A 13,589-nucleotide genomic window follows, 5' to 3' on the forward strand; every position below is an offset into this window, starting at 1 on the left:
GTTTTTTCCTTCGTTTACGTTTAGAAACAGGTCGTTGATTTTGTCACCCACGACTTTTGGTGATGAGCCATATTATTACCTCGTGATGTAATATATGTAAATTTTATCATAAAAAAAGCCTTAGTGGCATCATACGCTACAGCAAACTAATGTACAATATGTATATTAAACGAAAATAGAGCGATTTAATCTTATATAAGGGTATAGGAATAGAGGATAAATAGTTATTTATAGAGTCTGGTCTAACCTGCCCCGTTAATTAAAAAGAGCTGAATATGCAACTCAATGATCTTCAAGTAAAGCCTCCGTTACTCACCCTTGCCCAGCCAGCACTTTTCCCAAAGAGACGCCCTATTTTCTCAAAAGGCAATTCACTAAAGGTACGGAGTGAAAATACTTCCTTATATGGTTCATCCATCGAGTGAAGAAACTGATTTGATATGATGCACCACAATCTATTAGCTGGCGATTTTTTAAAATAATCGCCAGTTATTTTAATTTTCCGGAGCACATACTAAACCGATTCCCCTTCAATCACTCTTCTTACTGCCCTCCTAATTTTCTATAAGCAACTACACCTCCGACTGTACCTACAACTGCTGCCTTGATAGGATTAATTGAAAAAATTAATGAATTACTGTAAGTCATTTCTCATTTGAAAGTTCTACTTTTTTATTAAATTGCTAGGAAGATAGATTTAATCTATATTTGATAAACTGATACTTATTATCAATATTTAATAATATTTAAATATTCAGATATTCGAATTAGTCCCCTTGTGATAAATTGGAAATATCACATTAAACTGAAAAGTGTGACAATTAAAGGCGGAGGGGGAAATGAGATTTGAAAAAGTTTAAGTTTACGAAATTCTTAAGTAGTATTCTAGCTTTCGTTATGGTGCTTTCTCTATTGGTTCCATTGTCGAGTGCTAGTGCTGAAGAATCGAAACCATTCAAGCAGGATAGTCAAAGTGAAAGTATAATTCAACTAAAGGCGGCTATCGCTGAACAGCTAAGCTTATCTAAAGATGGTCCAACTCTTCACGAAAGCTTACAAAATGTATCAGGCAATCAAGATGTTGCAGTCATCATTCATTTATCTGAAAAGCCTGTGGCACTAGAGCAAGGAATGAGCGAAGTCAAAGGCCAAAAATTCTCTAATGCCCGAGCAAATGAAGTTCGTTCAAATGTAAAAGCACAACAAGCAAAAGTTAAAAAAGAGTTAGCTACTAAAAAAGTTCAGATGACTCAAGGATACACATTTGATACTGTTTTAAACGGTTTTGCTGCAACTGTGAAAGCAAATGATCTCCCGAAACTGCTTACTGTAGAAGGAATTACATTAATCGAACCTGATGCAATTGTTTACGCATCAGAAGATAATACGATGAAATCATCGGAACTTATTAAGGAAGATCAATTAGAAGCTAAAATGAATACAAGTAATTCTTTCCTTGGCATCGAACAGCTTTGGAAGGAAGGAATTGAAGGACAAGGAATAAAAGTAGCAGTATTAGATACTGGTATTGATGCAGATCACCCTGAGTTTGCTGGAATTTACAAAGGTGGAAAAAACTTTATTCCAAATTCAGCAACTTACACGAAGCCTCGGGCAGATTACGATGCATCGGAAACATTGCCTTCGGAGCGTCCAGTTGGGACACCTGAATTTAATGAAAAGGGAAGCTCGTTCTATACTTCTCACGGTACACATGTTGCTGGAACAATTGCAGCAATCGGTGCTAACGAATTCGGTATTAAAGGAATTGCTCCAAAAGTAGACCTATATGCTTACCGTGTTCTTGGGGCGTACGGAAGTGGAGCTACATCTGGTATTGTTAAAGCAATTGAAACTGCTGTAATAGAAAAAATGGACGTTATCAACCTTTCACTTGGCGGGGGAGCTAACTCTGAAACGGATGCTGGTTCATTTGCTATTAATAATGCAATGATGGCTGGAACAATCGGAGTAATTGCAACTGGGAACGATGGTCCAAATCGCGGAACAATGGGCACGCCTGCAACCGCTCGTTTAGGAATTGCTGTTGGTAACACATCAAATCCCGAAACAATGTATAACGGGGAAGTGAATGTTAAAGTTGGCAACTACAACTTAACAAAACAGCTTCCATTAATGGGAACGACTTTTGCGAAAAATTTAGCAACACAGCTTCAAGGAGAATTTGACCTAGTTGCTGTTCCTGGAAACGGGGAAGTAAAAGACTTTGAAGGAATTAATGTAAAAGGTAAAGTGGCATTGATTTCTCGTGGCAGTATCGCATTCGTTGATAAAATTGCGAATGCAAAGGCAAATGGAGCAGTCGCAACAATTATTCATAACTTTGCCGGTGGAACGAATGCACCGAACATTTCAGGCACATTCCTTGGTGATTCATTTGAATTTCTACCAACATTTGATATGTCCCAAACGGATGGCGATGCAATTCGCGCTGCATTAGCAGGCGGAGCCGGAAAAGTAAGCTTTAGTAAATTTGCTTCCACAAAGACACTGGGAGATGATGTAAACTCTTCAAGTTCACGTGGACCATCTACACCAAACTTTGATATTAAACCAGATGTAAGTGCACCTGGAACAAACATTATGTCAACGATTCCAATGTATAAAAGGGATTTCCCTAATGCAGATTATGGGGAAGCATATGGCCGTAAAACAGGAACTTCTATGGCAACACCACATATTGCAGGTATTGCTGCATTAGTTAAACAAGCAAATCCTGATTGGAACGCGTTCGATGTAAAAGTGGCGCTTTCTAATACAGCAAAGGTTTTAGATAAAACAAAATACGATGTGTTTTCTCAGGGTGCAGGGCGTGTAAATGCTTATGCAGCAGCTCATCCGGAAATTCTTGCCTATGCTCTTGATAGCGCAATTTTAGATGGAACTGGTGCAGTTACAGAAAACTTGAAAGGTACAGTTACTTTCGGTCCACAATCACTTAAAGACCGGGATATTTCTGTAACGAAACAAGTTTTAGTAAAAGATATTAAAGGGAACGGCGGCAATTATAACGTATCAATTGATGTGACAAAAACATTTGGTGATGCAACGGTTACAGTAGATCAGCCGACATTTAATCTAGTTGGTGAGCAAGTTTTAAATATTACATTAACTGCTTCACAAGCTACGGCACCAAAAGGCTCTGAAATACTAGGGTATATTTACATCAGCGGTGGAGCTACAGAAATTTCATTGCCGTTCGCAGCTGATTTTGGTGGCGCGGCAGTAACTGAACTTAAAGATTTTAAGATTACAGAAACAGACCTATCCTTTAACGGAGATGGAGTGAAAGACTCAGCTGTACTTTCATTCACATTAACTGGAGATGTAACAACTAATTTTATCGAGCTTTGGGATATTATGAATCCTAAAGGTGGAGAATACGGAGACGGCTACATTGGTTATCTACATGCAGGTACCGCGCTAAGAAAAGGCTCTTATACGCTGAATGTTGGTGGGCAGTACAAACCATGGGGATCAAACCCTGCCACAACGATTCCAGATGGTCTGTATACAATTGACTTCACTGGTCTTGCAGCATCAGGAGTAGTTTCCGATTATGTTGGACCAATTGTCGTGAAAACGACAAAACCAAAAATTACTGGTTCAGTAGCTAAAGGTGTCGCTACAGGACAGGTAACAGATAAGTATATCGACTACAATGAAGAGTTATATTTACACGGTTTAAATTACAATTTAAATGATAAATTAAAAGCTTCCTATATTTCGACGGTAAATGGTGAAGTACAAGCGCCAGTTGCCTTTGAATTAAATCAAGACGGTAGCTTCACATTCCCAGTAACAGCAGAAACTAATGCTGTATCAGTAATAATTAAAGACGCTGCCGGGAATGTTGGTGAAGCAAAGATATATGAAAAAGAAGGAGTAGAACCAGTAGTAGCACTTTCTGTAAATCCAACTAAGCTAGACCTAACAGCTGGAGAAACTGCACAACTTACGGTAACAGAAACGTCAACGCCTGCAGAAGGTGATGCAACAAAGGAAGACGTAACTTCAAAAGCTACTTATGTTGTTGGAGATAAAAATGTTGCAACAATAGTAAATGGATTAGTAACTGCAGTAGGTGAGGGCACGACTACAATTACTATTTCATACGGTGATCATGAAGTTACTGTAAATGTTACAGTTAAAGCATCTGTTGTAAAAGAACCAATAGTAACACTAGAAATTGACCAAGCTCAGGTTGAAACTAGAATAGGTAAAGAAGTTACAGTTAAGATTACTGAAGTAACTACTTTTGATGGTAAAACAACAGAAAAAGATGTTACAAAGCTTGCAACCTACAAAGTAGCGAATGATAAAATAGCTTCAGTAAAAGCAGGAGCTGTAAAAGGAAAAGGTCAAGGTAATACGACGATTACGGTAACGTATGGTGAGCACACTCTAACATTTGATGTGTTGGTTGTAAAGCCAGGGAATGACAATGGTAATGGCAACGGCAATGGCAATGGCAATGGTAATGGAAACGGTAATAAAAATAATAATGAAGTTACCGAGGATGAGTTATAATTAATTTCAGTTCAAGCAAAAAGAGAAATTGCACAGTGCAATTTCTCTTTTTGTATTAGCTCAAAGACATAATTTCGAATATTCTTGCTCAGATGAGGCTGGAAGTTTGTGTCAGTGCTAGTTGGTCACATCACTCATGGAACAATCCTTGAAGTCGGGACTTGCTATGGCGTAAGCAGTGCTTGGATTCTTTCTACCGTTGCACCATCAGTGGATCATGCAAAGGGAAAAATCGATGCTACTGTTCAAACAGTTTGTTATCAGCAGGTAGAATTTTTAGTAGGTGACTGGAAAGAAGCGATAGCAAAAAGTCCTTTTCAATTAATTTTTGCTGATGCAGCTGCTGCTAAAATAATTGAAGGTGTACAACTATTGGAAGCATTAGCTGTTGGAGGTATGTTAGTAATGGACGATTTTACGCCAGAAGAATGGAGAGGGAAACCTGATAAGGTCAGGGATTTTTGGTTAAATCATAAGGTAATAAGAGCCGTAGAAATTTATTTAACAGCAACATCCTCTGCTATTCTCGCAACTAAGCTGAAAGGAAAAGATTAATCCAAGTAAAGAATCCATGCATATTATATAATGATTTCTTTATGAAGAGGTGAATCATTGGAGAACATGCCAGATGGTTATTCTTATGTTCCGCAGCCTATTCGGAAAGATGGGGCGGGGTGGGTTGATAAAGGGCCGAGAGATATTATGAGGGATCTGGAGAACCCCGATATGCTTGTCCCTCCAAAAACAGATGCTGGACTTGTACCGAATTTAAAATTCTCTTTTTCTGATACGCATATGGTTTTAAAAAATGGCGGTTGGTCTCGAGAAGTTACTGCTCGTGATTTGCCAATTGCCACTACATTAGCAGGTGTCAATATGAGTTTGACACCTGGTGGAGTACGTGAGCTACATTGGCATCAACAAGCAGAATGGTCGTATATGCTTCTTGGTCATGCACGCATTACAGCAGTCGATCAAAATGGACGTAATTTTATTGCCGATGTAGGACCGGGGGATTTATGGTATTTCCCTCCAGGAATTCCGCATTCGATACAAGGTCTTGAAGATGGTTGTGAATTTTTGCTAGTGTTTGACGATGGGCATTTCTCAGATCTTAGTACATTTTCAATATCTGATTGGTTTGCTCATACGCCTAAAGATGTACTGTCCTCCAATTTTGGTGTTCCTATTAGCGCTTTTAAACATATCCCGAAAGAACAGGTTTATATTTATCAAGATAAGGTTCCGGGACCTCTAGACACCCAAAAAGTGCAATCACCATACGGTACAGTCCCTCAAACCTTCAAACATAGCCTGCTTGCACAAACTCCCATTAAAACTCCTGGTGGCAGTGTCAGAATTGTGGATTCGACAAACTTTCCTATTTCTAAAAATATCGCCGCAGCACTTGTCGAGATTAAGCCTGGTGCAATGAGAGAGCTACATTGGCACCCAAATAATGATGAATGGCAATATTACCTTCAAGGAAAAGGGCGTAAGACAGTGTTTACAGCAAACGGTGTGGCTAGAACGTTCGATTACCGTGCAGGAGATGTAGGGTACGTGCCGTTTGCAAATGGTCACTACATTGAGAATACTGGCACTGAGACATTATGGTTCCTAGAAATGTTTAAAAGTGATAGATTCCAGGATGTTTCGTTAAATCAATGGCTGGCTCTTACTCCATCTGAGCTAGTACAAAGCAATTTAAATATTGGTCCTGAACTTCTTAACGTATTAAGAAAGGAAAAGTGGCCGGTTGTAAAATATCCCGGATTTTCTTATTATCCAAAGTGAGCGTATAGAAAAGCAGGTAGAAAAGATAAAAGATCTTATCTTTCCCACCTGCTTGTTTTTAATATTGATATTTATTTCTAGTAGCTAGCAGAATACCGATTGCTGGAATAGTACAAATAAGCATTGCTACAAATGATAGCCCAGGTGAAATCTCGTATAAATAGCCGCCTAAAAATGTAAGGATTGCTGTACTTAATCCCATTGCTAATGCTGAGTAAAGGCCTTGTGCATTCGGAATTTGCTCCTTCGGCAATGTTTTTGTTAAATAACTGATAAAAGCAAAATGCGCGAGAGCAAAAGAAAATGCATGCAACGTTTGAGAAGCGATAAATACCCAGACATTAGGGAACAGATAAATAAGTAGCCAACGTAGCGAAGAACCACTTGCTGCTAAAAGTAATAAGGAAGATGAGCGCCATTTATTAAATAGTGTATCAGCTTTCATAAAGTATAAGATTTCGCAAATTACGGCGATATTAATAATCATCCCCATATAGAATGGATCAACATGTAAATCGCCTAAATATATATAGCCGTAGCTGTAATAAGAAGCATGTGCGCCTTGCAAGAGGATTACGATTAATAGAACAATAGGGAAACCTTTAATAGTCCATAATGTTTTCATCGACAATGATTTTGCACGTTGTTCTTTTGTCGGTACAACGAGTAACTCTTGTGGTGTAGCCATTTGCTGCATTAATAGCATACCGATCAGACCAACCACCATACTCCAAAAGATAATGTCATTGCCAAATGCACCTGTCAGCATACTAATAATTAATACTGCAATGACAAAGCCAACGGAACCATAGGAGCGGCTTTTACCATAGTGTACATTTCCATGCTGTACGAGCATTGCAGCACTACTTTCAACGGCAGGGAGCAGAGCTGGATAAAAAACGCTAAATAAAAGAGTAACGATAAGAAGCGAGATAAAGCTCGTGCTTGGTATGTAAAGTAAAGTGGTGATTAGGGCACCTATTGCCAGAATAGTAGTGAGTCGTTTTTTATGCACATATTTTGCAAGCGTCGGGAAGAAAAATAGATTTGAAGTTGCACGTGCTAAAAGACCGCAGCCCATTATGACGCTAGCCTGTGAAACAGTAAGATGTTTGGCATCTACAAGCCAACCTGTCCAATAAGGTAAGAAAATACCCCAAGTAAAGAAAAATGCAAAGAAATTTTGAGAAAGCCATCGTTGATTGTTCATAAATTTTACGTACCTCCAATTTAACTATGTTGAATAATAGCATGTTCATCGATACAATAATGTGAGATATCTCACATTTTTCAAAGGAGAGAGTAAAAAATGCATATACTGACAGCTGAGGAACGTTCATATTATCTCGATAAATATCCAATTGATGATTTTTTTTCTTTTGATATTGATCCATTTCTGGAAGTATGTAAGTTTGACAAAGGCGAATGGATTTTTCAAGAAGGATCATTTCCAGATACGTTATACTACATGATTGAAGGAAAAGCGAAAATATATATGACGCATAAAAATGGAAAGGTCTCGCTTATTGAATACCCAGAGGCACCGCGTTTTATGGGAGAAATTGAGTTGCTTAATGAGGCGAGATATACGAAGGGGGTTCAGACTGTAACTGAGACGATTTGTTTTTCGATTACACAGTCCTGCAAAGAAAAGTTACTCACTGATGTACTATTTTTACGTAAACTTTGTGTGTTTTTAGGGGAAAAGGCGACTAAAATAACGTCAAAATATACACAAAATCAAGCATATCCACTTGAAAATCGACTTGCAGCATTTATCCAATTATCGTCAGATCAAGGAATCTATAAAGAAAAGCATACGGAAATTTGTGAATATTTAGGGGTTTCCTATCGACATTTATTATATGTACTTGCACAATTTTGCGAAGAAAAAATTTTAGAGAAGAAAAAGAATGGCTATCACATTATGAATAGAAAGCGTCTTTCCGAACTGGCACAGGAGATACAGTGAGGATACTACAGCTTATTGTATTCACTTTTTTTAATCAACCAGCGTGCGATTTCCTTGCCGCTATGGTAGAAGTTAACCTCATCGACGCGTTGGTTTTGTGCGGAGATATTTAGGGTTTCGTCTATAACGCCAAAAGGTAAAACCCTTATACATTGGTGTTTATTCGGTGAAAATCTTTTGTGCTTTGCCTCAGCTTCAATGTGAGTTTTAGCAGAGTTTTGTGCATTTTGGAATGGACAAGCAAGTAATTCTCCTTGTTCCAATGTTGTGCTTGGTGAATAACAATTACCTTTCATTCAACATGCCCCCTTTGTCGTTAGTGTTATTGTACAAGACATGCGGTTGGAAAAGTCTTCATTTACAAGGTTTTAACGAAAACTTAAAGGTTAGTCATTTCATTAGATTAGTAATATGTAACCGTATTCATACCTTTTACGAATAGAAATCATAGAAAATTTGTATAATTCCATGAAAAAAACACGTACTCAAACTATTGTGAATTTTCCTAACAAAACGTATTATTGTAATTAGATTTAACGTGAAAGGCTTCACATAGTCACGTAATCGTGAGGAGGAATTTTTAATGAGTGCAATTCGAGTAGGTATTGTAGGTTATGGAAATTTAGGGCGCGGTGTAGAGTATGCTATTTCCCAAAATCCAGATATGGAATTAGTAGCAGTTTTCACACGTCGCGAGCCTTCAACTGTAAACATTGCAAGTAATGCAAGCGTATATTTAGTGGATGATGCTGAAAAATTCCAAAATGACATTGATGTAATGATTTTATGTGGTGGCTCAGCAACTGATTTACCAGAGCAAGGACCACACTTTGCACAATGGTTTAATACAATTGACAGCTTTGATACACATGCGAAAATTCCTGAGTTTTTCGAGGCTGTTGATGTAGCAGCTCAAAAATCTGGTAAAGTATCAGTTATTTCAGTTGGCTGGGATCCAGGTTTATTCTCATTAAATCGTATACTTGGAGAGTCAGTTCTTCCAGTAGGCACAACTTATACTTTCTGGGGAGACGGTTTAAGTCAAGGTCACTCAGATGCTATACGTCGTATCGAAGGTGTTAACAATGCAGTACAATACACGTTACCAATTAAAGAGGCTGTTGACCGTGTTCGCAACGGTGAAAATCCTGAGCTGACAACACGTGAAAAACATGCACGTGAATGCTGGGTTGTTCTTGAGGCTGGTGCAGATGCTGCGAAAGTTGAACAAGAAATTGTAACGATGCCAAACTATTTTGAAGAGTATGACACAACTGTAAACTTTATTTCTGAAGAGGAATTTAAAGCAAACCACACAGGTATGCCACACGGTGGATTCGTTATTCGTAGTGGGGAAAGTGGCGCTAACGACAAACAAATTCTTGAATTCTCATTAAAACTTGAAAGTAATCCAAACTTCACATCTAGTGTTCTAGTAGCTTTTGCACGTGCAGCTCATCGCTTAAACCAAGCAGGAGACAAAGGTGCAAAAACAGTATTCGATATCCCATTCGGTCTGTTATCACCAAAATCAGCTGCTGAGTTACGTAAAGAACTTCTATAATATAGTATTCAGCTTCCCGATTATCATATATTTGATGATCGGGATTTTTTATTTTTAGTAAGTCAATTCTATAAAATAACATATAGTATATGGTAAACTGTCAATAATTTAACTCTTCATCAAAAGTTCGGAATGATTTTAGTAAAAAGTATGCCATGTATATTAGTTGATTGGGTGGAGACCGCGTGACTCTTTGGGAATTAACGATAGAGGAACGGAGGCTAAAACCATCAGGTCCTATGATAATGCCTTCGTGACCAACATCATGTTGGCCCGACGCCCCCAGTTGAAAAAATCAACCCACGTTATGATGATGAGCCCATAATTTAAAAGATTTAAAGCTTTGAAGCTTGTAACCTTACATAACCAGTTGAATGGGGAGGTTATCACCAAATGGCTACAGACATTATTATTCAATCAAAATGTATTCCACCGCGTCCGTCCAATCATTGTATTAGTAGAGCTACATTAATGAAAACATTAAAAAAAAGCCTAGATTATAGTTGTACACTTATTCATAGTGGAGCAGGGTATGGCAAAACAACAATCCTTACACAATTTCTACATGCCCAATCAAGTAAATTTTCCTGGTATAGTGTGTCCGAGGAAGATGATAATATATTGCCTTTTTTAAGGCATTTATTTTTTAGTATCACACGAATTGTTCCGAGCTTCGGTCAAGAATTTGATGCATGGAATCAATTATCCCGTTTTCCGAAAATAGAGGAACTTAATCGTTGGTTTAAGCTATTTGTCAATAGTTTATGTGAAATCGAAGTGCCGATATTAATTGTCATTGACGACTACCATCTTGTTGATCATGATTTTCATATTAATTATGTGATGGAAAAAATAATGGAGTTTTCACCACCGAATGTTCATTTTATCATCGCCTCTAGAACGTTGCCGAATTGGGATATTACGAGAAGATTAAAGCTGCAAAAAAAATTACTCGTTATTGCAGAAGGAGAATTAGCATTTTCTGCAGAGGAGATCGCTGTTTTTTTCGAGGATTATGTAGCAGTGCATTTAACAGAAGATGAAATATCTAAAGTTTTGGAAATTACTGAGGGCTGGGCTATTAGTATCTCTTTATTAGCTGAGCAATGGAACAATGAGTCCTTAGCGCATTGGCTAAATATCTCAACAAATGATCTTTTTACCTATTTATCGGAGGAAGTTTATCTTAAGATGTCTGTTTTCGAGCAAGAGGCATTATTAAAACTGGCGATTTTCCCTACTTTCTCTGAGGAGTTTATTACACATATTTATGGTAAGGAAATAGCAGAGGTGTTAAAACTGTTTGTCCAGCGACATTTATTTATTCAACCGATCACAACGGATGGTTTATATCGTTTTCATGCCTTGTTCGGTCGGTTTTTAGAGTTAAAATGGCAACAAGATGCTTCGCAATATATTGCATTGCATAAACAAGCAGCACTGTATTATGTAAAAGAAAACAATATACAAGCTGTTCTTCATCATGCATTTAAAACGAATGATCAGGGTTTTTGTGGTGAACTATTACAAAATTATGCTGAAAGTCTAGTTCGTGCTGGACAATTTGAGTGGCTATTAGAAAAAATAAACCGATTTACAGCTGATAAAAAATCTGAATATTACAAACTGTATTACTTCGAAGGTGAGTGTCACCGCTATCGTGCTTATTATGAAAGAGCGAGACAATGCTATGAAAATTGTGCAAACATCGCAAAAAGTAAGAATGATTATCTCTTTATGACGAAAGCACAGGCAGGTTTAGCACATATTTATCTCGATACAATCCAGCCTGCATTGGCAGAGCCGCATTTAAAAAGGGCGTTAGAGTTAGCGAATCATACGCCGTTAAACGAAGAGGAACTTCTCGAGTTGCAACGTCAATATGCTGAAAATTTAGTGAATTTAGGGAAGGCGAAAGGAGCGCTAATTTTTACAGATGAGGTTGCTTTGACGGAGGATGTGCTACAAAGAGCAAATGTCGATGTTCGAATATTGTTAAGAACAGGGCAGCTACTAGAAGCAAAGGAATTGCTGACGAAGAGATTGGAATTACCACCACAGCTTGTCGCGACACATAGAGAGAGTGAGCTGTTGGCATCATTTGTCTATGCGCTATTAGGGCTGGGGAAAGACGCTTGGTATGCCGCTCAGCACGGGATTCGTAGGGGGTTACGTGAAAAATCAGTTTTTATTGAGGCTGTTGGTTATATTCGCAAAGCACATGCTTTACTATTAGTAGATTTTCCTGACTATCAAGGAGCCTGTAATGCTTATGACAAAGCCCTTACATTATTGAATACCATTAATATTTCTCGCGTAAAGGCCGAGCCATACATGGGACTAGCAATTGTCAAACATGCACAAGGAGATATTATCTCGGCTAAAAATTATGTAGCACTTGGATTACGGGAAACCGAGCAAGTTCAAGATGCATGGATGACCGCTCTTATATTAATCGCTGAGGTTAAAATTATTATTTCTCAACAGGAGTTTGAACGAGCGCGGCAATTATTAATAAAGGCACAGCGACTTTTCAATGACTGTGGCGATCAAAATGGTGAGATGCATGTATTATTCTTTCAATCTGTCATTGCCTACAAAGAAAATAATCCTCAACAATTCAATCATTATTTTCAGCAGTTTGCACAGCTATGTATTAATAATGGCTATGACTACTTTTTACAGAGGAAAACCATACTCGGTCCACCGAATCGAATGATTTTTTATGAGCTTTTACAATTTAGTAGAAAATGTGATGGAGAAAATACCGCTATTTTGACGATGCGTAGCTATTTTCAAGTTGAGGATAATATTGTTTATCCGCATGAGGAATTGCAGGTGAATTTTTTAGGAAGTCTAGATTTAGTAAGAAAGTATCGAAAGCTTGAGGATAAAGAATGGCAGCGCGATAAATCAAAAGAGCTCTTCATCTATTTATATTGTCATCGCAATCGGTTTACGCCAAAGGAAGAGATTTCACAGGCATTATGGCCAGAGCGGAATGTTGATTCATTAGATCAAGATTTTAAAGTTGTATTGAATACGTTACTAAAGGTTCTTGAGCCAAATAGAAATGCACGTCAGGATAGCTTTTTCATTCAGCGTAAAAATAATATGTACCAATTGCAGCATATTCAATTTCTGCAAATCGATGTCGAACGCTTTCGTTATTTTTATGAATTAGGGATGGAGGAGTTCGATCCACAATTGTCAAACGAATGGCTGCATCTTGCTGAAACGAGCTATGCGGATGCACTTTATGCTGAAAAAAAGCAGTTAGATTGGCTTATACAGGATCGTGAAAAACTGCAATCATTATATATTGAAGTATTGGAAAGACTAGCACAAAATGCGACGCGGCAACAAAATTATAAGCAAGCTATTTTTTATGCGGAAAGAATGATTCGTGAGGATGCATTATGGGAAGAAGGCTATCGGTTGTTGATGTATAGTTACTATCAATTACAAAACCGCTCCCTTGCGTTAAAATGGTATGAAAAATGTGTGCAGCAATTAAAAAGTGAACTCAATACAACACCAATGGAATCGACGATGGTTGTTTATGATTTAATAATGGGATAATATAACTTTGGGAATTGGTTATTTTTGGGTGTTACCATGGCGTGGGGTTGATTTCCGTTCCGACTGGGCGCTTTGTTGCTGCCGCTTCGCTTTCGCACAGTTAAAACATTGTTGCTGCCGCTT

Annotated in this window: 8 protein-coding genes; 6 read left to right on the top strand and 2 right to left on the bottom strand. The window is 37.9% G+C overall.

From position 1 onward, the window contains the following. Positions 1-846 precede the first annotated feature (846 nt). The 3 genes from AMS59_RS20195 (at position 847) to AMS59_RS20205 (ending at position 6,348) form a co-directional block, all read left to right on the top strand. Entirely contained in the window at positions 847-4,551 is a 3,705-nt protein-coding gene (locus AMS59_RS20195) for a S8 family serine peptidase (RefSeq protein ID WP_053485517.1), read from the top strand. A 108-nt stretch (positions 4,552-4,659) separates the two neighbouring features. Next, positions 4,660-5,106 (top strand): hypothetical protein, encoded by a 447-nt coding sequence (locus AMS59_RS20200; protein ID WP_053485518.1) that lies wholly within the window; start codon positions 4,660-4,662, stop codon positions 5,104-5,106. Positions 5,107-5,172: 66 nt separating this feature from the next. Continuing rightward, on the top strand, positions 5,173-6,348 hold the full coding sequence (locus AMS59_RS20205; RefSeq protein ID WP_053485707.1) for an oxalate decarboxylase family bicupin: 1,176 nt from the start codon (positions 5,173-5,175) through the stop codon (positions 6,346-6,348). Between the two features lie 58 nt (positions 6,349-6,406). Here the strand turns inward: AMS59_RS20205 and AMS59_RS20210 are convergent, their stop codons facing one another. Further along, complete coding sequence (locus tag AMS59_RS20210; protein WP_053485519.1) at positions 6,407-7,558, bottom strand: MFS transporter; 1,152 nt, start codon at positions 7,556-7,558, stop codon at positions 6,407-6,409. A 99-nt stretch (positions 7,559-7,657) separates the two neighbouring features. On the opposite strand from AMS59_RS20210, the gene yeiL reads away from it, so the two are divergent. After that, positions 7,658-8,320 (top strand): transcriptional regulator YeiL, encoded by a 663-nt coding sequence (gene yeiL, locus AMS59_RS20215; protein ID WP_053485520.1) that lies wholly within the window; start codon positions 7,658-7,660, stop codon positions 8,318-8,320. Between the two features lie 5 nt (positions 8,321-8,325). Here yeiL and AMS59_RS20220 read toward each other — a convergent pair whose 3' ends face one another. Beyond that, entirely contained in the window at positions 8,326-8,616 is a 291-nt protein-coding gene (locus AMS59_RS20220) for a hypothetical protein (protein WP_053485521.1), read from the bottom strand. Positions 8,617-8,903: 287 nt separating this feature from the next. On the opposite strand from AMS59_RS20220, the gene AMS59_RS20225 reads away from it, so the two are divergent. Both AMS59_RS20225 and AMS59_RS20230 read left to right on the top strand, forming a co-directional pair. After that, a complete protein-coding gene (locus AMS59_RS20225) occupies positions 8,904-9,884 on the top strand; it encodes a diaminopimelate dehydrogenase (protein WP_053485522.1) in 981 nt (326 codons plus the stop codon). A 393-nt stretch (positions 9,885-10,277) separates the two neighbouring features. Further along, a complete protein-coding gene (locus tag AMS59_RS20230; protein ID WP_053485523.1) occupies positions 10,278-13,466 on the top strand; it encodes a BTAD domain-containing putative transcriptional regulator in 3,189 nt (1,062 codons plus the stop codon). Positions 13,467-13,589: the final 123 nt, after the last annotated feature.

The organism is Lysinibacillus sp. FJAT-14745, from assembly GCF_001275675.1.
In the GTDB taxonomy this organism is placed as follows: domain Bacteria; phylum Bacillota; class Bacilli; order Bacillales_A; family Planococcaceae; genus Lysinibacillus.

Excerpts from the sequence above, each read along its gene's own strand:
- AMS59_RS20220 (WP_053485521.1), bottom strand. The coding sequence starts at position 8,616 with ATGAAAGGTAATTGTTATTCACCAAGCACAACATTGGAACAAGGAGAA.
- yeiL (WP_053485520.1), top strand. The coding sequence starts at position 7,658 with ATGCATATACTGACAGCTGAGGAACGTTCATATTATCTCGATAAATAT.
- AMS59_RS20230 (WP_053485523.1), top strand. The coding sequence starts at position 10,278 with ATGGCTACAGACATTATTATTCAATCAAAATGTATTCCACCGCGTCCG.
- AMS59_RS20225 (WP_053485522.1), top strand. The coding sequence starts at position 8,904 with ATGAGTGCAATTCGAGTAGGTATTGTAGGTTATGGAAATTTAGGGCGC.
- AMS59_RS20205 (WP_053485707.1), top strand. The coding sequence starts at position 5,173 with ATGCCAGATGGTTATTCTTATGTTCCGCAGCCTATTCGGAAAGATGGG.
- AMS59_RS20210 (WP_053485519.1), bottom strand. The coding sequence starts at position 7,558 with ATGAACAATCAACGATGGCTTTCTCAAAATTTCTTTGCATTTTTCTTT.